Below are 26,460 nucleotides of genomic sequence, written 5' to 3'. Positions count from 1 at the left end.
AGCAGGAGGCGGAATGAATGGCAAAAGAAGTTATATTGACCGGGCCCAATGTCATCAAATTGGTCGCTCATTATATGAGTGAAGAACACGTTGCCTTTGTCCAAAAAGCATTAGACTATGCGACAGAAGCCCACAAAGAACAATTCCGTAAATCCGGCGAGCCTTACATTATTCATCCAATCCAAGTTGCGGGGATCTTGGCAGAATTGCAGATGGATCCTCATACCGTTGCAACAGGTTTTTTGCATGATGTCGTCGAAGATACTGATGTGACGCTAGCCGATCTGAAAGAAGAATTCGGTGCCGATGTAGCGATGCTAGTGGATGGCGTGACCAAGCTGGGTAAGATCAAGTACAAATCTCATGAAGAACAATTAGCAGAAAATCATCGGAAAATGTTGATCGCCATGGCGCAAGATTTACGGGTCATCATGGTCAAACTGGCTGACCGTTTACATAATATGCGTACGTTGAAACATCTGCGGGAAGACAAACAACGCCGTATCGCCCAAGAAACGATGGAAATCTATGCCCCATTGGCTCATCGTTTAGGGATCAGCCGCATCAAATGGGAATTAGAAGATATTTCTTTGCGTTACTTGAATCCACAGCAATATTACCGAATCGTGCATTTGATGCAGACCAAACGAGAGGAACGGGAATCCTACGTTTCCGAAACTGTGGAAGAGATTCGGATCGCTACGGAAGAACTAGATATCTATGCTGAGATCTATGGTCGACCAAAGCATATTTACTCGATCTATCGCAAAATGAAAGACCAAAAGAAACAGTTCAATGAAATTTATGATTTGTTGGCGATCCGAGTGATCGTTGACTCCATCAAAGATTGTTACGCGGTTTTGGGAACGATCCATACAAAATGGAAACCAATGCCAGGGCGGTTCAAGGACTATATCGCGATGCCAAAAGCCAACATGTACCAATCACTGCATACGACGGTTATTGGTCCAAAAGGCAATCCTGTCGAGATCCAAATTCGGACCCATGAAATGCATGAGATCGCTGAATTTGGGGTTGCTGCGCACTGGGCCTATAAAGAAGGCAAGACGGAAAAAGTCAAAGCCGACAAGATGACCCAACAAGTTGGTTGGTTCCGCGAAATCTTGGAACTACAAGACGAAAGCTATGATGCTTCTGAATTTATGGAAGGTGTCAAAGGCGATATTTTCAGCGACAAAGTCTATGTCTTTACGCCAAAAGGTGATGTGACGGAGTTGCCTCAAGGCTCCAGTCCACTGGATTTTGCCTATAGCATCCATACCGACATCGGTAACAAAACCACCGGCGCCAAGGTCAATGGCAAGATGGTCCAATTGGACTACAAGCTAAAAAATGGGGACATTATCGAGATCTTGACCTCACCAAATTCCTTTGGGCCAAGCCGCGACTGGGTCAAACTAGTGGCTACCAGCAAAGCGAAGAACAAAATCAAACGATTTTTTAAAGCCCAAGATCGTGATGAGAATATCATCAAAGGGCATGAGGCAGTGGTTCGTACTTTACAAGATATGGGCTTTGTGCCGAAAGAATTTTTGACGAAAAGCAAAATGGCGGAAGCTTGCGAACGGTTCAATTATCAAACAGAAGATGACTTGTTTGCCTCTGTCGGCTATGGGGAAGTCAGTCCCACGACCTTAGCCAACCGTTTGACCGAAGAAGAACGGCGGGAGAAACAAATCGAGAAGCAAAAACAGCAAGTCCAAGAGATGATCAATCAACCGGCGAAAAAAGAACCAGAAAAAATGAAGGTTCGTCACGAAGGCGGCATTGTCATTGAAGGGGTCGATAACTTGTTGATCCGCATCTCCCGCTGCTGCAATCCAGTCCCTGGAGATTCGATCGTCGGCTACATTACCAAAGGCCGGGGGATCTCGATCCACCGCAGCGATTGCCCCAATGTTCAAAACAAAGACGCCGCGAACCGTTTGATCGATGTTGAGTGGGAAGATGCCACCGACATCAACAAAGAATACGATGCCGATCTTGAGATCTACGGCTATGATCGTTCTGGGTTGCTCAATGATGTCTTACAGACAGTCAACACTGTCACGAAGCGCTTAGTGAGTGTCGAAGCCAAAACCAACAAAGACAAAATGGCAACGATCCGCATCACGGTGGCGATTCAGAATTTGACTCATTTGAAATCGATCGTTGATAAGATCAAGCAGATTCCAGATGTTTACAGCGTCAGACGTACGAAGGGATGAGAAAGAATGCGGGCAGTGATTCAGCGAGTCAGTCAAGCAAGTGTGTCGATTGAGGAGAATATCGTCGGTGCGATCCAACAAGGGTTTATGGTTTTATTGGGGATCACCCATGAGGATACAGGCGACGATGTGGCTTATCTCGTAAGAAAAATCAAGAATTTACGGGTTTTTGAAGACGAAGAGGGCAAAATGAATCGGTCACTGGAAAGCATAAACGGTTCCGTCTTGAGTATTTCACAGTTTACCCTCTATGGGGAGACTAAGAAAGGCAATCGCCCCAGCTTCATTCAAGCGGCACCGCCAAGTATTGCGATCCCGCTTTACGAAGCCTTTAATGAAGGCTTAAAGGCCGAAGGGATCACTGTTGCTACCGGGAAATTTGGCGCAGATATGCAAGTCGCCTTGGTCAATGATGGCCCGGTGACGATCGTGATCGATACGAAAGAAAAATAAGTGATACAAAACGAAGGATTTTCTCGCTGGGAAATAGTGAGAGAATTCCTTCGTTTTTTTATCCTCTCGAAAGCGCCAAGCGTTTTTGATGGACTCTATGTGAAATCTAAGTTGAAATCGGGAAATCTTACAAAACTGTTAGCAAAAATCCCATTCTTTTATTTGTTATTTAACATCTTTTTCTTGTTCTTTTATAAGGGTTTTTAAATGAAAATATCGTTTGCGCTCGTTTTTTAATGTTTCAAATTCGAAAAACGATCCTTTATTGCGATTGTTCTTAAGGGAGAAGTATGGAATAATTGTTAAAAAATAATGTCACTGGAGGAAATAACAATGAACTTTTGGCAGCGTGCATTAAAAAGTATCACCAGAAGAAAAGGGAAATCATTTATTTTATTTTTAGTTCTATTTATTTTAGGCAATGTGATCGCTGGTGCTGTAGCAATTCAACAATCCACTGCCAACGTGGAGCGTGAGACGAAACGCAAAATGGGGAACGTAGCTACGGTGGAAATGGATTGGGAAGGTTTTGAAAAAGACAACGCAGATGTTTCGGATGAAGAGCGGTCTCGAGAGGATTTTTATCCGAAACCACCAGCATTGGATGTTTATGAGCAAATCGGTCAGTTAAGCTATGTGAAATACTTTGATTACCAAAATCAAGCATGGTTAGAAACAACAAAATTGAAAGCCTATACGCCAGAGGATGGCTCGGTCGGCATGGGGGGCAACTATTTCACCTTGAAGGGTGGAAATTTGGTTGAGCCATTAGACATGCAAGAAGGCTTGATTCGCTTGGAGGAAGGCGAGGGATTGACAGAAAAAGATGTCAGTGAGTTGACGAACGCGGTATTGATCAGTAAAGAGATCGCAGAATTGAATAACCTGAGTGTCGGTGATCAATTGGTGTGGGATACACGGGCAGAAGTCATGATGGAAGAAGGCTCAAGCGAAGCAGTGAGTGACGATAGTGAGGATGCGACGGACGAAACAGCTGAAAGTGGCAATCGTGTCGCAACCTTTGATTATCCCGTGACCATTGCAGGGATCTTTTCTGTCGTTAAAAAGGATCAAAGCAATCAAGGCAATTCATCAGATCAGAGCAATTCTCAAAATAGTGATCAGATATGGCAAGTGATGGATCAAATCAACACCTTTTATGCTAGCAATAATTTAGTGCAAGATTTTAACAAATTGCAGTCTGAAAAGCTTTGGGGTCAAGAAGTGATCGAAGAAGAGTCAGACGCCTATTATCAGCCGATCTTTGTCCTAAATTCAACGGATGACGTCGAAGCCTTTAAACAAGAAGCCGGTGCCTTATTGCCCCAATACTATCGTGTCATTGCCAATACGGATCAATACGAGCAGATCGCCGGTGGCTTTACTCGTTTAGGGGTGATCGCAAATTACATCGTGATCATTGCATCGATCGCAACCATCTTTATCATTTCCTTAGTGGTCCTACTTTTCTTACGAGATCGGAAACAAGAATTAGGGATCTATCTCTCCTTGGGGGAAAGCCGCGGGAAAGTCATTGGACAGATCGTAATTGAAGTCTTGCTGGTTAGTTTAGCCGCACTGCTATTGTCATTAGTGACCGGGAACTTATTAGGTGGGGCCGTTTCAAATACTTTGATGCAAAACGATTGGATGAGCAATCAAAATGATATGGGCGGTGTTTATTCTGGCGGTTTGATGGCAGCTAATATTGATTACATGGATATCAAGAATGCCTATCAAGTGTCCTTCTCAGCCGGCTACATCATCACGTATCTGCTGTTAGGTCTAGGAACTGTCTTACTCTCAGCGATTTTACCGCTATTGTATATTTTGCGCCTGAATCCAAAGAAAATCATGATGTAGGAGGAACCAACGATGACTTTATTAGAAACCAAAGCAGTCGATTACTATTACCAAGACGGCGATCAGCGTCGCTATATACTGAAAGAGACTTCTGTTTCTTTTGAAAAAGGCCGATTTTATGCCATCTTAGGTCAATCTGGTTCGGGAAAAACGACGTTTTTGTCCTTGATCAGTGCACTGGATAGTCCGAAAAGTGGACAAGTACTTTATGAAGGCACCGATATCGAAAAAATCGGGCATGAGAATTACCGCCGCGACGACATCAGTATTATTTTCCAAAGCTATAATCTGATTCCTTATTTGAGTGCAGTCGAGAATGTCTTAGTGCCGATGGCAATCACGAAAAATCAGTTGCCTGACAATCAACGAGAAGTGGCGTACAATTTGCTGGATTATATTGGCATCACCAAGGAAAAAGCTGATCGGCTCGTCAATCAATTATCTGGTGGTGAACAACAACGGGTAGCGATCGCGCGGGCATTAGCCACCAATGTCGATATCATTTTAGCGGACGAACCAACCGGGAATTTGGATGAAGAAATGGAACAAGAGATCATCGATATCTTTAAGGAGCTGGCACACGTCCACAACAAATGTGTGATCGTCGTGACCCACGCCAATGAGATCGCCCAACAAGCAGATGAAGTCTTGTATTTACGTAAAGGTGTGTTGAGTAAGCATGAGTGATTTTTTATCAAATTTCAGCCCGGACAACTATGATGGCAAAAAGAAGCCTGCTGGCAATAGCGAGAAAAAAACCAACGAACCTGTCGGAGATCAAAATGCAAGCGGCGCTGAGCAAGCGAGCAAACCAGCGGAGCCAACGACGGTTCACCAATCAGAAGAGCCGACAGCTAGTGAGCCGATGAGTCGCTCGGCAGCCCGTCAACAAACACAGACGACTGAAGCAAAAGCAGCGAGTTCTTCGACGGAGAAGATAGCGTCAAAGGAACCAGTCAGCCGTTTTGGGAAAGAAGAAACGGAATTTGATCCGACCTACAAAAAGCGTCGGCAGAAAAAAATCTTGTTGATTGCCCTGTTGACCGCTTTGGCAGTTGCCGTGATCGGGATCGTCTACTATCAAATGACCCATGTCAAGGTGCCAGATTTCACTGCCCAAGATTTGTCAGAAGCGCGGACGTGGGGCGTGGAAGAAGGCGTCGCTATTAAAGTGGAGCAAGAATATGACTTTGACAAAGACGTCAACCAAGTAATCGACCAAAGTGTTGACCCTGACAAAAAGATCAAGAAAGGTGCCACACTGACACTGACGGCGAGTCTCGGGCCTGATCCTGAAGAACGCTTAGAGCTGCCAGATTTTTCAGCGATGCAAGTGACCGAAGCAAAAGAATGGATCGCCAGCAATAAAGCCGAGAACCTCTCTTTGATCGAACAATTTGACGACAACGTAGCAGCAGAAGCTTTTATTAAACAAGAGGCGGCCAACAAAGAGCTTGATTTAGCCGAATACAAACGCAAAGACCGTTTGAGTGTCTATTATTCAAAGGGCAAAGAAGTCTTTGAAAAAAATATTGAAGTACCTGATTTTACAGGCAAAGCCAAAAGTGAAGCTTCCGAATGGGCGAAAAAGAATGACTTGAAATACAAAGAAGAAACCGTCTTTTCTGACAGTGTCGCCCTAGACCTGGTGGTTTCACAAGAACCAGTCAAAGGCAGCAAACTTGCGAAAAAAGAAGAATTTGTGGTGAAGGTCTCAAAAGGCCAGGCTTTGACCGTTCCAGATTTTTCACAATACACGATCGAAGAAGCCCAAGGTCTAGAATCGAAGATCCCGCTGCAAGTCAGCACGGTCTATTCCGATCAAGTGGCGTATGGTAGTTTCTTGAGTCAGTCGGAGGAAGCAGGCAAAGAATACAGCGAAAGCGATACTTTGCCAACTGTCAAAGTCGTCTACTCATTAGGCCGACCGTATTTGAAAGACATCCGTTTCCAAGCAACGGAAGGCGACTTGCCAAAACTATTCTTTGATGAATACAAATCAAAAGGCGCCAATGTCTATTACGAAATCTACTATGTCGATTCGGCGGAACCGAAAGGAACCGTCGTTGAAATGAGCCGTTACGGCGAGTTTATTCCCTTAGAAACGTGGATCACTATCGGGATCAGTCGTGGCAATCTGCAAGGCAGTACCCAAACACCGCCGGCAGATGATGGCGGTGACGATACCGATGAACCGGTCAGTACCGCTGGTTCATCTACTGCCGAATAATCTCGCAACCAACACTTTTTCACACAGTATCAAAAGGTAAGCACCCTTCCTTGGAAGGGTGTTTTTACTTACTAATTGTAAAAAAAACACGAGCGAGCCGCTTGAAATCGCTGGATCGATAAAGTAAACTTGATGGTAACGATAAAAAATGGCTCCGCAGTGCCATCTATAGAAGGGACGAAACAAATGATAAAAAAATTACTCGCGAATGTTGGCAGCTATAAGAAGGACAGCTTGCTGACCCCTGTGTATGTAGCAGGAGAGGTTGCCTTAGATGTCATTATGCCCCTGATCATGGCCATGATGATCGACCAAGGGATCGAAAAAGGAGACGCCGGTGTGATTCTAAGAGATGGCGGCTTGCTTTTTTTATGTTCCTTGATCGCGTTACTTTTAGGAACACTTGGTGGACGAACCGCAGCGATCGCTTCGGCTGGTTTTGCCCGCAACCTGCGGCACAATCTGTTTCGCCGAATCCAAGATTTTTCCTTTTCAAACATTGACCGCTTTTCTTCCTCCAGTTTGATCACCCGCTTGACCACTGACGTGACCAACGTCCAAAATGCGTATCAAATGATTATTCGTATTCTGGTCCGCAGTCCGTTAGTTCTGATTTTCTCACTTGCAATGGTTAGCACCATCAGCCCAGAACTTATGACGATCTACTTAGTTGTTTTGCCGATCTTAGCGATTGGCCTTGCCTTAGTGATTCGTTTTGCCCACCCACTGTTTCTAAAAGTATTCCGCATTTATGACCGCTTGAATAATGTGGTACAAGAGAATTTACAAGGGGTTCGTGTCGTGAAATCGTATGTCCGGGAAGAACAGCAAGAAGAACTGTTTGGCGAAGTGTCCACCGATGTTTATCGGAATTTCACGCTGGCGCAACGGATCGTTTCCTTTAATATGCCATTGATGCAATTTGCAGTCTATACATGTATGCTACTCTTGTCATGGTTTGGTGCCCAGCTGATCGTGGAACAAAGTAGCCTGACGACGGGTGAATTAGTCAGCATGTTCAACTACACGATGCAGATTTTGATGAGCTTGATGATGATGTCGATGGCTTTCGTGCAGATTTTGATCGCACGAACGTCGGCAGAACGGGTCGTGGAAGTATTAGATGAAGAAAGTGACTTGAAAAATCCCGCCGATCCGGTCAAAGAGATCAAAGACGGCTCCATCGTTTTTGAAAATGTTGGCTTTAGTTACGCCAATGACAAAAATAAGTTGGCGCTGACGGATGCGAATCTACACATCGAATCCGGTGAAGTCATTGGAATCATTGGTGGAACCGGGAGTGGGAAATCCACCCTCGTCCAGCTGATCCCGCGCTTATATGATGTGATTGAAGGGCGTGTCATCGTCGGCGGTCATGATGTTCGCGACTATGATTTAGAAGCATTGCGGGACCAAGTAAGTATGGTCTTGCAAAACAACGTACTCTTTAGCGGCACTATTAACGACAATTTGCGTTGGGGCAATGAAGAGGCATCGGATGAAGAGATCCAGCGCGTGGCAACGATCGCACAAGCCGATCCCTTTATTCAAGAGTTTCCTGACAAGTATGAAACACAGATTTCGCAAGGAGGAAACAATGTTTCCGGTGGGCAAAAACAACGGTTGACGATTGCTCGCGCCTTGCTGAAGAAACCGAAAATCTTGATTCTCGATGATTCTACTAGTGCCGTCGACACCAAAACCGATCGCAGTATCCGCGAAGGCTTGAAACGAGAAATTCCGGGAACGACGACGATCATTATTTCTCAACGGATCAACTCGATCGAAGACGCCGACCGGATCATCGTAATGGATGATGGAAAAATCAACGGCATCGGTACCCACGAAGAATTGTTGGCAAACAATGCCATCTATCAAGAAGTGTACCATTCGCAGCAGAAAGGATTTGGTGAAGGTGAAGAATAGACAAGCAGCAAATCCCAAGCGCACATTGAAACGTTTATTGCGAACGATGTTTGGCGACTACAAAGGACAACTCCTGTTCGTCGTGGTCATGATCTTGTTAAGTGCCTTTGCCAACGTACGCGGTTCGTTGTTTTTACAAGTCGTGATCGACGATCATATCACACCCCTCTTAGGGCAAGTCCATCCTGATTTTGGCGGCTTGTTTCGGGCGATCGTTCAAATGGCGATCATCTACCTGATTGGAATCTTGGCCGCACTGACCTATAACTTTATGATGGTCAAAATCAGTGAAGGGACACAGAAAAAAATCCGGGACCAAATGTTCACGCATATGCAGTCTCTGCCCGTCGGCTACTTTGATGCCCGCTCAGATGGCGACATCATGAGCCATTTTACTAATGATACGGATACGTTGCGTCAAATGATCTCTCAAAGTATTCCGAACTTGATGATGGCGGCAGTGACCTTTTGTTCCGTCTTTATCGCCATGTTCTCCATCAGTGTCCCATTGACTCTGTTCGTGATGCTGTCGGTTATTTTGATGCTAAATGTGATCCGCATCATTTCTCGCCGCAGCGGCCGCTTCTTTGGCGCCCAGCAACGAGATTTAGGCGCTGTCAACGGGTATATCGAAGAAATGATGCACGGGCAAAAGGTCGTCAAGATCTTCAATCATGAAAAGATCGTCATGGAAGAATTTGATGCCTTAAATGACCAACTACAAGAAAGTGCCACTAAAGCCAATGTCAATGCCAATACCTTGATGCCGATCATGATGAACTTACTGAATGTCCAATATGTCTTGATCGCCATCATTGGTGGCCTGTTTGCCATCAATGGTGTTTCTGGACTAACGGTCGGGATGATCGCTTCTTTCTTGCAACTGAGCCGTTCATTGAATGGTCCCATCAGCCAAGTGTCACAACAAATCAACTTTGTGATCATGGCGTTAGCCGGTGCTGAGCGAATTTTCAACCTATTAGATGAAACGCCAGAAATCGATCATGGCTACGTCACACTGGTCAATGCCAAATGGTCCCAAGGTCAGCTAGTTGAAACCAAAGAACGAACTGGCACGTGGGCGTGGAAACATCCCCACGAGGATGGAACCATTACCTATACGGAAGTGACGGGAGACGTGCGGTTTGAAGACGTTGATTTTGGTTATGTCGACAATCAACTGGTCTTACAGGATATCAATCTTTATGCAGAACCCGGACAAAAAGTTGCCTTTGTCGGTGCCACAGGTGCTGGTAAGACAACGATCACCAATCTGATCAATCGATTCTACAATATCCAAGATGGGAAGATTCGCTATGATGGTATCAATATAGAAAAAATCCATCTGGAATCCCTGCGCCGCTCCTTAGGGATCGTTTTGCAAGACACCCATTTGTTTACTGGAACGATTCGCGAGAATATTCGCTTTGGGAAACTGGATGCTAGTGATGAAGAAGTGCTGGCAGCGGCGAAGCTAGCCAATGCCGACATGTTTATCAATCATTTGCCAGAAAAATACGATACCGTGATCACGGGAGATGGCGAAGGACTTTCCCAAGGGCAACGGCAGCTGTTGGCCATTGCTCGCGCAGCGATTGCTGATCCACCAGTGATGATCTTAGACGAGGCCACCTCAAGTATCGACACCCGTACAGAGCGGATCGTCCAATCAGGGATGGACCGTTTGATGTCTGGACGGACCGTGTTTGTGATCGCCCACCGATTGTCTACGATCCAAAACTCCGATGTCATCATGGTAATGGATCATGGCCGCATCATTGAGCGGGGGACCCATGAAACACTATTGGCTGAAAAAGGCACCTATTATCAGCTATATACTGGAAAAATCGAATTGGATTGATCCTGCCACTGCTATGGCTCAAAGTTGGAGCAGTTGGAGAGTAACCTATTTTCCCACTATTTGCAACGACCGATTGGCAATAAGCCAATCGGTTTTTTTGCGCAGCTCGAAAAAATGGTATACTGTCACTGAGACAGCTGCACAATGGCGGCTGCACGTAAGCAGTTGTGCTGCGAAAAATGGATTCCATGAGGTGAAAACATGAAATTAGCATTGGCAAAGATCGTTTTAGAAGAAGAATGGTATGAGGTGGTCCAATCGGAAAAAGGAATGGTTTATTTTGGTCGACAGCAGGATCATCATGAGTTACTCAAGTTCTTTCCGCTGGCTGAAATCAGTGATACAGCTGACCTTGATCCAGTAATTGAAGCGCAGCTGCAAGCTTATTTTGCAGGGGAACCAGTGACATTTACTTTTGCGTTTGATTTTGTCGGGACGCCGTTTCAACAAACCGTTTGGCAAGCACTGACCCAAATTCCTTATGGACAAACGACTACGTACAGTGACTTGGCGCTGCGCATCCAACGTCCGACCGCTGTTCGAGCTGTCGCCAATGCAGTGGGGCGTAACCCGATGATGATCGTGGTTCCTTGTCATCGTGTGTTAGGAAAAAACGGCCGCTTGACGGGGTATCGGGGCGGGTTAGCAACCAAACGCCGATTACTGCAACTGGAAGGGATTCCTTTTAAAGAATAGATGAAGCAAATTGTTTATAGTAAAAAATACTAAAAAGCAATTTCATTTCCTTATTTCTCTGGTATAATAAAATTGATTCCGGTTACAAGAAGGGGTGGAGGAAATGAACATCGTTGAATTACAAAATGGTTCTGATATTCGGGGAATTGCGATCGCCACTGAAAAAGAACAGGTGACACTGACGGAGCAAGCGGTCCGGCAAGTTGCTTCAGGCTTGCGCAGCTGGTTGGCAACAAAGGGCAGCGGACCTTTTCGCGTGGCAGTCGGTCGTGACAGTCGCTTGAGTGGCGAAGCACTGCAAGAAGTGTTGATGGCACAGCTGCAGCAAGAAGGCGTGGTAGTGATCGATTGTGGCTTGGCAACGACACCAGCCATGTTTATGAGTACACAATTTGAAGATTTTGACTGTGATGCCGGTGTGATGCTGACAGCGAGTCATTTGCCTTATTACTTTAATGGAATAAAAATTTTCAGCCGCCAAGGCGGTGCCGAAAAATCCGATATCCACTATATTTTGACCCACAATACCGTTCATGAGGCAGCGGAAAAAGGAAGCTATCAGCAAAAAGACCTGCTGACGCCTTATGCCCAAGATCTGCTGCAAAAAATCCGCCAAGGGATGGGAACTAATACCGAAAAACCTTTGGCTGGATTAAAGATCATTGTTGATGCAGGCAATGGTGCCGGCGGCTTTTTTGCTGAAAAGGTGTTGCTGCCACTAGGGGCAGATACGAATGGCTCGCAATTTTTAGAACCAGATGGGCATTTTCCTAACCATATTCCCAATCCAGACAATAAAGAGGCGATGGCGAGTATCCGTGAAGCCGTCTTACGAGAACAAGCCGATCTAGGCATTATTTTCGATACCGATGTCGACCGTTCAGCCGTCGTGACCAAAAGCGGTGAGCCATTGAACCGCAACAATATGATCGCTGTATTAAGCAAGATCATCTTAGCGGAACACCCTGGCACACGTATCGTCACCAATTCGCCAACCTCCAATCATTTAAAAACCTTTATCGAAGCACTGGGGGGACAGCAAGTACGCTATATTTCTGGCTATCGTAATGTGATCAACAAAGCGATCGAACTGAATGAAGCAGGACTGGACACACAGTTAGCCATCGAAACCAGCGGGCATGCCGCGTTTAAAGAAAATTTCTTTTTAGATGACGGGGCGTACGTGATCGCCAAGCTCTTGATGATGCTGCCACAATTACAACAGCAAGGCACGACACTGGATGAGCTGATCGCAGCATTGCAACAACCCGCTGAGACCCAAGAATTGCGCTTTGCGATCCAACAAGCCGACTATCAAGACTATGGTCGCCAAGTGATCGCTAATTTAGCCAATCATTTGATTCCAGGCTGGCAGATCGATCCAGAAAACGAGGAAGGCATTCGTATCAATCTAACGGGTCCCTATGGTCAAGGCTGGTTCTTGCTACGAATGAGCCTGCACGAACCATTGCTCGTGCTGCAGATTGAAAATGACGAAGCAGGTCATCTACCGGCAGTCGTTCAAGCAATCGGTCGCTTCCTATCGCAGTATGAAGCCATCGATCAAAGCAAGCTGACACAGTTTTTAGCACAGCAACCAAAAATTTGAAGAAAAGCAGGGAACTAAAATGGTGATTTTGATGCTGCTGATCATGGCAGTGACATATGGTGTGAATTTTTTCTTGTTTCGTTACTTGAACAAACGACCAAAAATCGATGTCGTTGAACGGTTATCGATGTTATTAGGTGTCAACATGAGTGTGCTTTTTTTCGATGGGATCTTATTGTTTATCGGTAAATTACTGATCGAGACGGTAGAGATCATCGAATAACCCAATAGACGTTTTTGCTTTGCCTCGCCACTGGCTTCTACCGTCAGTGGCGAGGTTTTTTAGGGTTTGCTAAAAACGGCGATTAATGTTCGCATTCGTTTTTGATATTTGATAAAGTAAAGAGGAGAAAATTACGCAAAGTGAGGGAATTCACGGATATGGCAAAAATAATGGTAGTAGAAGATGAAGCGGTGATTCGCCAACTAATTATCGAAGAACTAGAAAAATGGCAGTTTGAGACCTTTGGCACCACGGATTTCCATCAAGTGTTGACTGACTTTGAAGAACAAGAGCCCCAACTGATTTTACTGGATATCAACTTGCCGGTTTTTGATGGCTACTATTGGTGTCAAAAAATCCGCGAAGCTTCCAAAGTACCAATCATTTTTATTTCTAGCCGCAACACCAATATGGATATGATCATGGCCATGAATATGGGAGCGGACGATTTTGTGACAAAACCTTTTGAGATCGACGTTCTGATTGCAAAAATCAATGCCTTATTGCGCCGTTCCTACAACTATGTAGAAAGCAGCAGCGAGACGTTAGTGCATAACGGTTTGACCCTCAATATCGACAACAGCAGCATGTATATCAATGGCGAAAGCATCGATCTTAGCAAAAACGAATACCGCCTGCTGTATATTTTGATGAAAAATCACGGCAAGATTTTAAGTCGGGAAAAACTCTTGCGGGCCTTATGGGATGACGAGCGTTTTGTAGATGACAATACCTTGACGGTCAATATCAATCGTTTGCGACGAAAAATCGAACAAGCGGGGATGAATGGCTACATTGAAACCAAGGTTGGTCAAGGGTATATCGTACCATGACAAAGTGGCGGGTTTTGCGCAGTTTTTTGAAAGATCGTTGGCTGCTGTTTATTGGCTGGCTGGTCTTTTTCGTGTTGACGGTCTTAGTTTTTTGGCTGACTCCTCATTCCCCAATGGATTGGGGCACAGTCGGGTATCTCTTTTTGATGCAAAGTGTCTTGATGGTGTTCTTTTTAGCAATCAGCTACTTGTCTAAGCGGCGCTTTTGGCAAAAAATCACCCCCAAGCCCGGAGACAGCTTGCTGCAAAACTACTTGCAAGGAGCACGCTCGGCAGAAGAAGAACGGATCGAATCCTACATCAATCAGTTGATCCGAGAGCACCAAGAATTGATGCAGCAAGTGGTCAGCAATCAAGAAGAGCAAAAGGAATACATCGATTCGTGGGTCCATGAAATCAAAGTCCCGTTAGCCGCCTCGCGGTTACTGCTGCATTCGATCGAATTTGATATTCCTGATGAAAAATTTATCTTACTAGAAAATGAATTGAACCGTATGAATGAATACGTCGAGCAAGTCTTGTACGTCGCCCGTTTGGATAGCTTTTCAAAAGATTATCTGGTCCAAGAAATTTCATTGAAAGCCGTCGTTCAGCCGGTTTTGCGCAGTCAGGCCAATTATTTTATCCAAAAGAACTTGCATTATGCTGTTGAAGGCGAGGACCAGCAAGTGTTGACCGATGAAAAATGGCTCGGCTTTATCTTTCGCCAACTGGTCAGCAATGCTGTGAAGTACACACCACAAAATGGACAGCTGACGATTCGGATCGAAAAAGATGCCCAAGGGACCTATCTCCACTTGCAAGATAGTGGGATCGGCATTCCTAAAGAAGATATGCGGCGCATCTTTGATAAAGGCTTTACGGGCGAAAATGGGCGCCAAACGGACACCCACTCGACGGGATTGGGGCTCTTTTTAGCGAAAAGTTTAGCGAAGGAATTAGGCATCGAGCTAACGGCTTCGTCGACGGTTGGAAAAGGAACCACCATGACGCTGTTCTTCCCGTTACTAAGTTATTATGAGGAAAAACGCTAATCTGCTTTTTTTCGAGTATCTTTTTGTGTTTATTGACAAAAATCACTTGTCCCTAGAACGTTTTCACTGATACACTAAAGCCTGTGTTTAAAATTGAATGGTAAGGATGAATGAAATGGAGATACTCGTTGCATTAGTACCAATGTTTGCTTGGGGCAGCATTGGTTTGGTAAGTGCCAAACTTGGCGGGGATGCGAACCAGCAAACGCTAGGAATGACGATTGGTGCCTTTTTCTTTTCTCTGGTCGTATTTTTTGTGACGATGCCAGTGATTGATGGAAAGGTGATTTTGATCGGTCTTTTGTCTGGGCTCTTTTGGTCCGTCGGTCAAAACGGTCAATTCCATGGTATGAAATATTTAGGTGTGTCTGTTGGACTGCCACTTTCAACCGGCATGCAGCTAATTTTAAATACGGTCGCCGGTGCATTGTTTTTTGCGGAATGGACCCAGACCCGCGATTATGCATTAGGTGTTAGCGCATTGATCTTGTTGGTGATCGGGGCGTATCTGACCGCTCGCCAAGATGGCGAAAGTCCGGTAGAAGCCGGCAGCAAGATGCTTGATTTTCCTAAAGGATTTCGGGCCTTGATCTCATCAACGATCGGTTACGGCGCCTATACGATTTTGATTACTTGGGCAGGATTGGATCCGCTAGCGATCATTTTGCCGCAAAGTATCGGAATGCTGATCGGAGCTAGTCTGTTTGCTTTAAGAAAGACGAAGGTCGATCGTTTTGTAGGAAAAAATACTTTGTCAGGGTTGTTATGGGGCATCGGCAATGTCTGCATGCTGATCACGGTTCAGCAAGTCGGATTAGCGGTGGGCTTCTCATTGTCACAGATGGGGATCATCATTTCAACGCTAGGCGGGATTTTTATTCTCGGCGAAAAGAAAACCAAGAAAGAACTGCGGTATGTGGTGATTGGTTGTCTGCTGGTGATTATCGGCGGTGTTTTGCTAGGGTATATGAAAGCAACATAAACGTATATGTTTGAGGAGGAATTATGGATTTATTTCGAAAAAAAGTCATACAACGGGAAAGTGTGACGAATTTAAAAAAAGAGTTGAAGTTAAAAGATTTGATTATGTTGGGGATCGGCGCCATTATCGGCACAGGTATCTTTGTTGTTACAGGGACTGCTTCTGCTGAATATGCCGGACCGGCATTGATTCTTTCCTTTGTTGTAGCTGGTATCGTTGTTGTGTTATCAGGGCTTTCTTTTGCGGAATTTGCTTCTCGGATCCCTGTTTTAGGGGGCGCCTACTCGTATTTATATGTCGTTTTTGGTGAATTTACCGCGTGGCTGGCAGGCTGGTTTTTGATTTGCGAGTTCTTATTGGCCGTTTCTTCGGTGGCATCTGGCTGGTCAGGCTATGTGCAAGGCTTTTTGGCCAGTGCGGATATCCATTTACCAACCGCTTTGACTGGCGGTTATGACCCAAGCAAAGGGACCTACATTGATTTGATCGCTGGTTTAGTCATTATTTTTGTAACCTTATGGGTTAGCCAAGAAGCGAAAAAAGCGTTACGTTTGAACAATGCCATGGTATGGGTGAAATTCGGCGTGATCGTCTTGTTTATCGTCTTTGGTGCTTTTTTCGTGGAACCAGACAACTGGCAGCCTTTTATGCCCTTTGGGTTTTCAGGCGTCTTTAATGGTGCAGCGTTAGTCTTCTTTGCTTTTCTTGGCTTCGATGCTGTCGCAATGGCGGCGGAAGAAGTCGAAGATGCCAAGAAAAATGTCCCTCGGGGGATCATTGGTTCGATTGCGATCGCAACGGTACTGTACATCGTTGTTACCCTGATCATGACAGGGATCGTGCCGTTTGCTGAATTAGGAGTCAATGATCCGGTGGCTTTTGCTATGCGTTATGTCGGTCATGGGGTTGTCGGATCAATCATTTCCGTAGGGGCGATCTTGACCTTATTAACAGTGACGATCGCTATGATGTACTCCTTGGCGCGTCTGTTATATGCCATCAGTAAAGATGGGTTATTGCCAAAAGCCATGCAAGCCATCGATCCAAAACATCAAACACCAAAGAAAGCGACCTATATCGCCGGTGTTTTTGCTTTCTTCTTTGCAGCAGCTTTCCCATTGAATATCTTAGCAGAATTGACCAACATTGCGGCATTGTCGTATATGATCTTGATGTCCTTAGGGATCATCAAGCTGCGGAAGATGATGGGCCCCCCTGCTAAAGGCGAATTCAAAGTACCACTGGTACCGTTATTGCCTTTGTTGTCCGTTGCCAGCTGTCTCTTCTTGATGACACGCCTGAAAACGGCGACTTGGATCGTTTTTGGGATCTCCTTAGTGATCGGAATCGCGATCTATTTTGTATATGGCTATCGTAACAGCGAATTAAATGAGAACATTGACGAATAGGATTGTGAAAAGGCAAAGACCCGGATGCGGTCTTTGTCTTTTTTGTGTAAATATAGCCGAGCTTCCTATAAGCAGCGTTTTAGGAGGCTTTTTTTGTTATTCAAATAGTGGCCATTTCTGGTGCTGCTCATTGCAACGACAGTCTTTCTTGATCAAACGTCCTCTATGAATCTGCTTTTTTTGAGAAATTTTCCAAATGACAGATTCACTAAAGGTTCATCCAGTATGCTTTTGTTAGAGAAAAAAAGAGAGGATGTTGGCAATTGAATTATATGAAACGGGCATGGCTGAGTGTGACGAGAAAGCGAGGAAAATCTGCAATATTGTTTGCTGTTATTCTAATTTTAGGAAATGTGATCGCTGGCGCAATTGCGGTCAATCAGTCGACTCAAAATGTCGAAAAGCAGATCAAAAACCAATTAGGCTCACTGGCAACGATCGATATCGACTATGAAGCCTTGATGGCAAATAGTGAGGGCGGCGCAAGTATGGAGGAGATTCAGCCGCTGCCGGAGGAGCTGATCAAACAAATTGGCGAGCGCTCGGAAGTCAAACAGTATGACTATTTGCGAGAAGCATCGATTGCTGTTGAAAACTTCAAACCTTATCGTTTTAGTCCTCAAGAAGATGATGACAATGTCATGATCGTTGGGGGCATGCTTTCCTTGATCCATTTAGCAGGAACCAATCTCTTAAAGCCGCTAGACTTTGAAGAAGGCACGGTGAATTTAACACAGGGACGCTTCTTCACTGAAGAGGAACAGCGTACCGGAAAACGTGTGGGGTTGATTTCTGAAGAGTTGGCTCAGGAAAACGGCTTAGTCGTTGGTGACACCATGGTCTTAGATGGACAGTTTATCGACTATTCATCTGGTGAGGAGCCAGAGAAACAAAAAGGCAATGATTACCCAATTGAAATCGTCGGGATCTTTAAAAACACAAATTTAGAAAAAGCGAATGAAAAAAATGATAATTCGAGTTCGTCCTTTTTTGATGATAGTCCCTTCAATCGGATCTATATGCCAAATGATGCTGTGAAAACGATTGTTGAAGAGGAACGTGTGGGGCGACAAGCGGCGTTTCCAGCGACAGACCCCGGTTCTGACGAGGATTTCTTTACCCCGCAATTTATTTTGAATCAACCAGAAGATGCAGAACAATTCAAACAAGAGGTGACACCACTCTTGCCAAATGGCTATAAGGTCAATGCTTCTACGGATGAGTATGACCGTGTGGGAACCAGTATGAATCGCTTATCACAAATTTCCTCGTATGTCGTAGTGATTGCGGTGATTGCTTCCTTGATTATTATCTCCTTGATTATTGTGTTGTTTACCCGAGATCGTAAATATGAATTAGGCATCTACCTTTCGTTAGGAGAACGTCGGAAATACGTGTTTGCACAAATCGTGATCGAACTCCTGCTGATTGGTATCAGTGCGATGTTGATTTCCTTAGTCACCGGCAACATGCTGGGCAAGATGGTTTCTGAATCTTTGTTAGCCAGCAGTATGCTAGAGGCAAACCAGGCAGGGATGGAACAATTCTTTGCGGGTGCACCGAAAATCGACCAAGCGACGATCAACGAGGCGTTTCGCGTTCAATATACCTTATCTTATGTGATCGCCTTTTTAGCGACTGGGATCGTGACGATCTTGCTTTCGGCAGTGGTGCCGCTGTTGTATATTTTACGGTTGAATCCGAAAAAAATCATGCTGTAAGGAGCGATGAACATGGCAATTTTAGAAACAAAAGACATGACGTATTACTACCAAGATGGCGAGAATCGCCGGAAAATTTTAGATAAAACCAATATCTCCTTTGAAAAAGGTAAATTTTACACGATCTTAGGAAAATCAGGCTCAGGAAAGACCACTTTTCTTTCCTTGATCAGTGCATTGGATCAGCCAACCGATGGGGAAGTGTTTTTTGAAGAAAAAAATATCAAAACGATCGGTTATGAAGAATATCGCCGCAACAAGATCAGTTTGATTTTTCAAAGTTACAACTTGATCCCTTATTTGACGGCTTTAGAAAACGTCCTTGTTTCAATGGCGATTTCAGACAACAAACTACCAGATCAGCACGATCAAATTGCGTATCGTTTGCTGGACTATATCGGCATCAATTCCACGAAAGCCGATCGTTTCGTCAATCAGCTTTCCGGTGGGGAACAGCAGCGGGTCGCCATCGCTCGTGCTTTAGCGACCAACGTTGATATCATTTTAGCCGATGAACCTACCGGGAATTTGGATGAAGGCATGGAACAAGAAATCGTGGATATTTTTAAAGAACTAGCGGCGATCCACAACAAGTGCATCATCGTAGTGACCCATTCGACTGAGATCGCCAAGCAGTCAGATCAGACATTTTATTTAAAAAAAGGTGCGTTGACAGCCTATGAGTGATTTTTTATCGAAGTTTGAAGAAGAACCGAAAGAGCCAGACAAGGAATCAGCTACAGCTAAAGCACCTTCTTCCCGTGCTTCCCGCAAAGAAAAAGGTTCAGCTTCTTTAGAAGAGGGGATCGAACACGATCCCTCCTTCAAAAAGAAGCGGCGGAAAAAACGACTGCTAGGGTTAGCTGCCCTGCTCGGACTCCTTATATTCAGCGGCTTTTTATTTTTCCAGTTGGCGTATGTCCGGTTGGATAACTTTATGGACAAAGAGATCTCAGAGGTCAGGGAATGGGCGGCGGAACATGATCTTGCGGTTGCTGTCACACCAGCCTATAATGAAGCCCCAGCCAATCAAGTGATTGCCCAAGAAGAAGCTGCCAGAAGCCGAGTCAGAAAAAGAAGCACGTTGCATCTAACGGTTAGCCAAGGACCAGATCCAGAAGAGAAATTGGCGTTGCCAGACTTTATGGAAATGACCAGGGACGAGGCAGCAGAGTGGATCGAAAAAAATCAAGCCAGCAATTTGACGATCGTCGATGAATACCACGATGAGATCGAGGAAAAAGCACCGATTCGAGTAGAATTTACCAATAAGGAAGTCTCGCGAGAAAACTATCATCGTCGAGATGTCGGACGAGTCTTTTATTCAAAAGGCGAAGAAACCTTTGAAAAAGATATTGAGGTACCTGACTTTAAGGATAAAACCCGTTCAGAGGTAGAAACATGGGGGAAAGTCCATGAGCTGGACCTAGAAGTCAAAGAACAGGCTTCAGACACTGTGGAAGAAGGCAAAGTCATTGAACAAAGCGTGGCACCAAAAGAAAAAATCGCGAAACGGGATGCGTTTCAAGTAACGATTTCCCTAGGAAAAGGAGTCACCGTACCGGACTTTTCAACGATTTTACCAGATGATGCCCAAGACGCTGTTGAGGGCGTCAATGTACGGGTGCGGATGCAGTTTACTCAGAGTCTGGCTTACGGACAGCTGATTTCCCAAAGCGAGTCCGCCGGGACAGTCCTGACTAGCAAAGATGACCAAGGGATTGACGTCGTCTACTCCGCAGGTCAACCGTATATCAGAGATTATCGTCGAGGAGAATACCTTGAAGGAGATCTGCAAAAGCTTTTCTTTGATGAATTCCGTTCAAAAGGGGCGAACATCAGCTATCAAGTCCGTTACGTCAACTCAGCAGAACCCTACGGAACGATCGTGGGGATGAGCAAGTTCAATCAGTTTCTGCCGTTAGAAGATACGATCACCTTTGATATCAGTTTAGGCAATCAGACAGCCCCAGCGGCATCTGATCCTGAATAGTCGCTTTATTTTTTTAGTCAACCTGCAAAAGGAGGAAACCCATGCGTCATCAAGAGAATTTTCAAGAACTTAGGAAAAAGCTGTTTGTCTTTTTACTAAGCGGTATGGTAGCATTGTTGCTACACATGTGGATTCATCAATCAAGTGTACACATGCGGATCGTTTCAACAGAACGTTTTATTGGAGAACAATTGGAATGATCCTACAGGAATGATTGTGCTTACCGAAAAGTGATTGAAAAAAGAAATGATGAGTGTAAAAGGGGGACTGACCGATGCGGATCTTATTCGTAGAAGATGAGCCATCGATCGCAGAAGCGGTTGCCAGCTTATTGAAGAAACACCATTATTCCGTTGATTTGGCCTTTGACGGCGAAACCGGATTAGATTATGCTACGAGTGGTGTATATGACATTCTCGTTTTGGATATCATGCTGCCTAAAATCGATGGAATCACATTGCTAAAGACGTTACGCAAGCAAAACATCCGGACGCCGATCATTATGTTGACGGCCAAAAGCGAAGTCGATGACAAAGTGCTTGGCTTAGATGCAGGAGCCGATGATTATTTGACGAAGCCTTTTCAAATGAAAGAGCTGCTGGCGCGGATCCGTTCGCTAGGTAGAAGAAAAGACTTGGATTACCAAGAAGACCAGTTAGCCTTTGGCAATGTGGTCTTGGCGCGTAATGAGCTGCAGTTGGCTACGAAGACCAATCAAGTGGTGCTGTCACCAAAAGAAATGAAACTGATGGAGCTATTTTTAGCCAGACCTAAAGTGATTTTATCAAAAGAAACCATCATCAATAAGATTTGGGGCTTTGATCCCGATGTGGAAGAAAACCGTGTTGAGATCTATGTATCTTTGCTGCGAAAAAAACTGACGCTGCTAGAAGCGGATATCGGCATTCGTACGATCCGCAATGCCGGGTACATTTTGCAGAGCAAGGAGCCGCCATGTTAAAAAAATTGCGAAATAAAATGCTATGGTTCAATATGGCATTGACCTCGATTATTGTCTTAGGTGCCTTTACCTTTATCTATATTTTGAATGCCACGCAAATCGAAAATGAGATTCAATCACTAATCTCGCAAGAAGCAAATAGTTTAGGTGCGGCACCTCTAGAGGAGGACGAAATAAGGCAATCACTAATCGATCCAGAATATCCAATGATTTTGACCGTCATCAATAGTACCAGCGATCTCAGAGAAATTGGCTTAGTTGTCAGCGATCAAGTCGACGTTGAGATCCAAAGTGATGATGAGGGTGTCGATGAGAGCGAACTGTATGGCGCTTTGGTCGATACAGCAACGAAGCAAGGAGCAGTACCAAACGAGGTGAAGTTGAATGATCGTTATTGGCGCTATTCCCTCTTTTTGGTGGCTTCTTTCAGCCATTATTCCATCAATAATGAGTCAATGGGAATGTACTCCACCAGTATCAATAGCTATGAGCCATATTACCAAGTAATGTTTTTTGATGTCACCGATTATAAGACCAGTCTGAGAAATCTAAGAAACACGCTTTTGCTCATCGGCGTTTTAGCTTTAGCCAGTATCTATATCGCTAGTTTTTACGTCGCCAATCGAGCCTTGCGACCAGTTGAACTGGCTTGGCGCAAACAAAAAGAGTTTGTTTCTAACGCTTCCCATGAGTTGAAAACACCACTGGCAATCATTCAAGTTAATGCCGAAGTATTAGCTGGCAGTCCAGAAGAAACCTTGGAAAGCCAAATGAAATGGCTGGAAAACATTCAGTTAGGTTCCGAACGGATGGATGAGCTAGTGAATAGCTTACTGCTATTGACCAAATTCGAAAGTGCCGAGCAAGAAGTCGTGCGTTCGGTGATTGATGCCAGTCAAGTCGTGCAAAGTGTTTATCAAAGCATGGAGGCCATTGCGCTGGAAAAAGGGATCCACTATCAGGAACAGATCGCTAAACAGGTGAGCCTTGAAAGCAATGAGCAAGCCTTGCGGCAATTGACCATGATATTGGTAGATAATGCCTTGAAATACACGCCCGCTGGAGAAACCGTCACAGTGGCACTCGTTGAACGCCAACGAAAAACGGTGCTGCAAGTCTCCAACAGTGGTTGTCCGATCCCAGAAGAAACAATTCCCTATGTCTTTGACCGCTTCTACCGCGGGGATCCTTCTCGCAACCATCAAGACGGTGGCTATGGGTTAGGTTTAGCCATCGCCAAAGCCATCACAGAAATGTTGCAGGCGCAAATCAGTTTGACGGTGGATCAAGACGGCGTCAATCACTTTGAAGTTTCATTTCATTGAGATTGGATCGCTGCTTCACTTAAATAAAATTTTTCGAAAAAAGAGGACTCCATGAATGGAAGTCCTCTTTTGATAGGTGAAATTTACTTGTTGCTAGTTAAATCCAATAAGCGGTCTTTCAAGTCTTCTTCTAGATGACCCAATTCCACTTCGGCAGCCCGACGTTTTTCTTTTCCTTCTTTTTGGATCCGTAATGTTTCTTGGATCGTTTCCACAAGGTCGTTTTGTGTTTTTTGCAATGTTTCGATGTCGACGATGCCGCGCTCGTTTTCTTTCGCTGTTTCAATAGCAGAAACTTTCAACATTTCTGAGTTTTTCTTCAATAGATCATTGGTGGTCTCAGAAACTTGACGCTGTGCCGTAACTGCATCTTTTTGACGCAATAAAGTCAAGGCAATCACTACTTGGTTTTTCCACAGTGGGATCGCTGTATTGACAGAAGCTTGGATTTTTTCTGCTAACGCTTGGTTCGTGTTTTGGATCAGGCGAATTTGTGGTGCCTGTTGGATCGTGATTTGGCGGGCCAAACGCAAGTCATGGGTCCGTTTGTCTAAACGATCTAGGAATTGCGTATAATCGTTGGCGATCTGTACGTCCATTTGATCATTCGTTTCTTCTGCTTTTTTCATAGCTTCAGGAATGATTTTGGTTTGCAATTCTTGCATCTTCAACTCGCCAGCGGCAATGTAGATGTTCAATGCATCGAAGTAATCTTTGTTCTTTTGATACAATTGTTCCAACATCAGGTTGTCTTTTAGCAAACCGTCTTTTTCTTTATCCAATTTGACGGCGATCTTGTCGATTTGGGCACCGATTTTTTGGTATTTAGCGGTGATTTCAAAAATGGATTGTTTGACTTTACCAAACATCCGCTTGAATAAGTTGCCTTCACCTGCACGCAGTTCGTCTGGATTGGCTTCTTGCAAGCGATACATCAACTCCGTCAATGAGTCGCCCACAGGGCCGATATCAGCTGCTTGGACATGGTTCAACATGGATTGGGAAAACTCTCCAAGTTTGGTTTGGGCAGCTGCACCATAGGTGATGACCGCTTGTTGGTCAGTGGCATCGATTTTACTTGCTAATTCTTGGGCCTGTGCTTGACGCTCTGGCGGTAATTTGTCAATCAAACGCGGTGCTGTTTGCTGTTCTTTCAGCTGACTGATCTCCGCTTGTTGAGTGGTGGTCAAAGTGTCGACAGGGGTTGAAAATGGGTTGTTCAATAAATCGTCAAGCGTATCCGTTACGGGTTTTGCTTGATTTGGTGTTTCACTCATAATAACTCCTCCTAATAAGTGTCTACTTTCGAAAAAAATCTAGCCTGGGCTAGATTTTTTTTTAGATTCTTTTCTTGTTGCCAATCAGAATCTATCCCTATTCATTATCTCGTTTTATGCTTTGTTTGGCAATGGATAACTCAACATCCATGTCATCAAGATCGTCTGCTACAAATTGGGAATAGTCTTTGGCGATCAAGGAAGCCATTTGCTCGATGATTTGGGTGCTTTCCTCGATTTTATCATAGGTCTCACGACTTTTGATCTCATGGCTATTGATTTCAATGAACTTATCGGTCAAATCGACCATATTGGGCAAGTGGGTATAAAGGAAATGACTTGCCAAAGGCAGTTTGGTTGGTTCTTTTACGAGTTCTTTGAAAAGAGCTTTTGAGGCACGCAAAGCATCGTGACGCAAGTCAATGGCTTTTAACTTGTTATTGCTAGTGATATTTTTTTGGTATTTATCGATTTGGTGTTTCGTCTGATTCATCGTTTCCCGGAACAATTCGATCTCACGAGTAGTCATCCCGCTTTTCAAGTAATGGGCTTCTCTTTCTCTCGTTAAAGAAGGCAAAACTTGTGGATCGGCTGCTGGAACTTTGCGTCCTCTGATACCGACGTAGACTAAAATCGCACCGACGATTAATAATAGGCTCGCAAATGAATCGCCTACTACGTTAAAAATAATACTGATGAGGACGATCGCACCAACGATCAGCCAGATGTTTTTTTTCATTTTTCCTCCTCCTAAAAATCTCTTGGACAAGTAGATTGGGTTATTCGACATCTTTATTTTAGCATGTTCACTAAAAGAAAAATATCAGACTTGGGGTGGATTTTCCGATATTTAGTAAATTCATAAGCTTTCTTGCTATTTCTTAAGAAGATATTTTTTCTAAATTATGCTAAAGTGTTTGATAGATAAGACGTATGAGGAAAGTTAGGTGTCGATAGATGTTAGAATTTAAAGATTTTGAAGAAAAAACGATCCAACGAAATGAAATTTTCCATGGCAAAATCATTGATGTAGTGGTTGATGATGTCTCCTTGCCAAATGGCGGGACCAGCAAACGAGAACTCGTCTTTCACCCAGGCGGTGTGGCCGTGATCGCCTTGACGAGTGAGAACAAGATGCTGTTCGTTCGCCAATTCAGAAAACCATTAGAGCGAGTGATTTTAGAGATACCAGCAGGAAAAATCGATCCAGGAGAAGGTGCTCGTCCGGATTTGACTGGCGCCCGGGAATTAGAAGAAGAGACTGGCTATCGTGCAAAAACGCTGGAGCACGTTTCTTCTATGTACCTTTCACCAGGCTTTGCGAATGAAATCTTGCACGTCTATTATGCGAAAGAGCTGGAAAAAGTGACAAATCCATTGCCGCAAGACGAAGACGAAGTGCTGGAAGTCTATGAATTGAACTTAGAGCAGGCACAAGCCGCTATCGCTGATGGAACGATCTGTGATGCGAAGACCGTGTTTGCAATCCAATTTTGGGAGTTGCTGGAATTGAAACGGAGGAACGGACTTGCCTAAAGAACCATTGATCACCCGCAGTGAGCTTCGACGCCGACGCGAAGAAGAACAAGCGGCAGCTGAACGCAATCAGCAAATCGTAGAAAAACAAAGCAAGAAAGAATGGAAACAAAAAGAAAAACAAATCGATAACCACTACCGAAAAGTGCGCAAGAAAAACAAAGAAATCACGAAGACCCGTGCGGGCGAGAACCAAAAATCTCGGGATCTGAATCGCTTTTTAATGAAAGCCATCGTGATCGTCACTTTATTGTTAGTCGTCGTCGGTTTAGCGATCTTTTTGTTGTGATTCATCTAGTA

General features: G+C 44.5%; 24 protein-coding genes. 22 read left to right on the top strand and 2 right to left on the bottom strand.

The genetic code is table 11. From position 1 onward, the window contains the following. The first annotated feature begins 17 nt into the window (after positions 1 to 17). The 20 genes from IAE45_RS13920 (at position 18) to IAE45_RS13825 (ending at position 23,347) form a co-directional block, all read left to right on the top strand. Positions 18 to 2,228 (top strand): RelA/SpoT family protein, encoded by a 2,211-nt coding sequence (locus tag IAE45_RS13920; RefSeq protein ID WP_200126774.1) that lies wholly within the window; start codon positions 18 to 20, stop codon positions 2,226 to 2,228. 6 nt (positions 2,229 to 2,234) lie between these two features. Next, the gene (gene dtd, locus IAE45_RS13915) at positions 2,235 to 2,681 is read left to right on the top strand and encodes a D-aminoacyl-tRNA deacylase (RefSeq protein WP_200126771.1); all 447 of its coding nucleotides are present in this window, start codon (positions 2,235 to 2,237) and stop codon (positions 2,679 to 2,681) included. A gap of 312 nt (positions 2,682 to 2,993) precedes the next feature. Beyond that, positions 2,994 to 4,544, top strand: coding sequence for an FtsX-like permease family protein (locus tag IAE45_RS13910; protein WP_200126769.1), 1,551 nt, complete (start codon positions 2,994 to 2,996; stop codon positions 4,542 to 4,544). 12 nt (positions 4,545 to 4,556) lie between these two features. Beyond that, complete coding sequence (locus IAE45_RS13905) at positions 4,557 to 5,231, top strand: ABC transporter ATP-binding protein (protein ID WP_010749041.1); 675 nt, start codon at positions 4,557 to 4,559, stop codon at positions 5,229 to 5,231. After that, positions 5,224 to 6,774, top strand: coding sequence for a PASTA domain-containing protein (locus IAE45_RS13900; protein WP_200126767.1), 1,551 nt, complete (start codon positions 5,224 to 5,226; stop codon positions 6,772 to 6,774). The genes IAE45_RS13905 and IAE45_RS13900 overlap by 8 nt, the downstream gene beginning before the upstream one ends. Before the next feature lie 186 nt (positions 6,775 to 6,960). Then, positions 6,961 to 8,700 carry an ABC transporter ATP-binding protein gene (locus IAE45_RS13895; RefSeq protein WP_081117814.1) on the top strand — a complete coding sequence of 580 codons (1,740 nt, stop codon included), beginning with the start codon at positions 6,961 to 6,963 and terminating at the stop codon, positions 8,698 to 8,700. Continuing rightward, positions 8,639 to 10,561 (top strand): ABC transporter ATP-binding protein, encoded by a 1,923-nt coding sequence (locus IAE45_RS13890; protein ID WP_233619071.1) that lies wholly within the window; start codon positions 8,639 to 8,641, stop codon positions 10,559 to 10,561. The genes IAE45_RS13895 and IAE45_RS13890 overlap by 62 nt, the downstream gene beginning before the upstream one ends. Before the next feature lie 201 nt (positions 10,562 to 10,762). After that, complete coding sequence (locus tag IAE45_RS13885) at positions 10,763 to 11,257, top strand: methylated-DNA--[protein]-cysteine S-methyltransferase (protein WP_200126763.1); 495 nt, start codon at positions 10,763 to 10,765, stop codon at positions 11,255 to 11,257. 103 nt (positions 11,258 to 11,360) lie between these two features. After that, positions 11,361 to 12,866, top strand: a complete 1,506-nt coding sequence (locus IAE45_RS13880; protein ID WP_200126761.1) for a phosphomannomutase/phosphoglucomutase — start codon at positions 11,361 to 11,363, stop codon at positions 12,864 to 12,866. Positions 12,867 to 12,885: 19 nt separating this feature from the next. Then, positions 12,886 to 13,089 carry a hypothetical protein gene (locus IAE45_RS13875; protein WP_005227790.1) on the top strand — a complete coding sequence of 68 codons (204 nt, stop codon included), beginning with the start codon at positions 12,886 to 12,888 and terminating at the stop codon, positions 13,087 to 13,089. A 158-nt stretch (positions 13,090 to 13,247) separates the two neighbouring features. Continuing rightward, positions 13,248 to 13,922, top strand: coding sequence for a two-component system response regulator SapR (sapR, locus tag IAE45_RS13870; RefSeq protein ID WP_005227794.1), 675 nt, complete (start codon positions 13,248 to 13,250; stop codon positions 13,920 to 13,922). Next, complete coding sequence (sapS, locus tag IAE45_RS13865; RefSeq protein WP_077452325.1) at positions 13,919 to 14,956, top strand: two-component system sensor histidine kinase SapS; 1,038 nt, start codon at positions 13,919 to 13,921, stop codon at positions 14,954 to 14,956. Before sapR ends, sapS begins: the two co-directional genes overlap by 4 nt. 115 nt (positions 14,957 to 15,071) lie before the next feature. Further along, positions 15,072 to 15,938, top strand: a complete 867-nt coding sequence (locus tag IAE45_RS13860; protein ID WP_077452324.1) for a GRP family sugar transporter — start codon at positions 15,072 to 15,074, stop codon at positions 15,936 to 15,938. A gap of 23 nt (positions 15,939 to 15,961) precedes the next feature. After that, a complete protein-coding gene (locus IAE45_RS13855) occupies positions 15,962 to 17,347 on the top strand; it encodes an APC family permease (RefSeq protein ID WP_086291612.1) in 1,386 nt (461 codons plus the stop codon). A gap of 272 nt (positions 17,348 to 17,619) precedes the next feature. After that, complete coding sequence (locus IAE45_RS13850) at positions 17,620 to 19,068, top strand: ABC transporter permease (RefSeq protein ID WP_200126829.1); 1,449 nt, start codon at positions 17,620 to 17,622, stop codon at positions 19,066 to 19,068. A gap of 12 nt (positions 19,069 to 19,080) precedes the next feature. After that, a complete protein-coding gene (locus IAE45_RS13845) occupies positions 19,081 to 19,755 on the top strand; it encodes an ABC transporter ATP-binding protein (RefSeq protein WP_008379303.1) in 675 nt (224 codons plus the stop codon). Then, entirely contained in the window at positions 19,748 to 21,061 is a 1,314-nt protein-coding gene (locus IAE45_RS13840; protein ID WP_200126759.1) for a PASTA domain-containing protein, read from the top strand. Before IAE45_RS13845 ends, IAE45_RS13840 begins: the two co-directional genes overlap by 8 nt. Positions 21,062 to 21,102: 41 nt before the next feature. Further along, positions 21,103 to 21,261, top strand: a complete 159-nt coding sequence (locus IAE45_RS13835) for a hypothetical protein (protein ID WP_170920075.1) — start codon at positions 21,103 to 21,105, stop codon at positions 21,259 to 21,261. 74 nt (positions 21,262 to 21,335) lie between these two features. After that, positions 21,336 to 22,022 (top strand): response regulator transcription factor, encoded by a 687-nt coding sequence (locus tag IAE45_RS13830; RefSeq protein ID WP_077452321.1) that lies wholly within the window; start codon positions 21,336 to 21,338, stop codon positions 22,020 to 22,022. Then, entirely contained in the window at positions 22,016 to 23,347 is a 1,332-nt protein-coding gene (locus tag IAE45_RS13825; protein ID WP_200126757.1) for a sensor histidine kinase, read from the top strand. Before IAE45_RS13830 ends, IAE45_RS13825 begins: the two co-directional genes overlap by 7 nt. Before the next feature lie 83 nt (positions 23,348 to 23,430). On the opposite strand, the gene IAE45_RS13820 is transcribed toward IAE45_RS13825, so the two are convergent. Together IAE45_RS13820 and IAE45_RS13815 are read right to left on the bottom strand one after the other, a co-directional pair. After that, entirely contained in the window at positions 23,431 to 24,624 is a 1,194-nt protein-coding gene (locus IAE45_RS13820) for a toxic anion resistance protein (RefSeq protein WP_077452316.1), read from the bottom strand. Between the two features lie 97 nt (positions 24,625 to 24,721). Next, positions 24,722 to 25,363, bottom strand: coding sequence for a 5-bromo-4-chloroindolyl phosphate hydrolysis family protein (locus IAE45_RS13815; RefSeq protein WP_195266235.1), 642 nt, complete (start codon positions 25,361 to 25,363; stop codon positions 24,722 to 24,724). A gap of 218 nt (positions 25,364 to 25,581) precedes the next feature. Here IAE45_RS13815 and IAE45_RS13810 point away from each other — a divergent pair, with 218 nt between their 5' ends. After that, entirely contained in the window at positions 25,582 to 26,160 is a 579-nt protein-coding gene (locus tag IAE45_RS13810) for an NUDIX hydrolase (protein WP_081117807.1), read from the top strand. After that, the gene (gene macP, locus IAE45_RS13805) at positions 26,153 to 26,449 is read left to right on the top strand and encodes a cell wall synthase accessory phosphoprotein MacP (protein ID WP_005227820.1); all 297 of its coding nucleotides are present in this window, start codon (positions 26,153 to 26,155) and stop codon (positions 26,447 to 26,449) included. The genes IAE45_RS13810 and macP overlap by 8 nt, the downstream gene beginning before the upstream one ends. Positions 26,450 to 26,460 lie beyond the last annotated feature (11 nt).

It is taken from the genome of Enterococcus sp. S53 (assembly GCF_016516865.1).
GTDB classification, from domain to species: Bacteria; Bacillota; Bacilli; order Lactobacillales; family Enterococcaceae; genus Enterococcus_D; species Enterococcus_D innesii.
The sequence above is the reverse complement of the archived record's forward strand: the minus strand, read 5'-3'. Positions and strand labels throughout refer to the sequence as shown.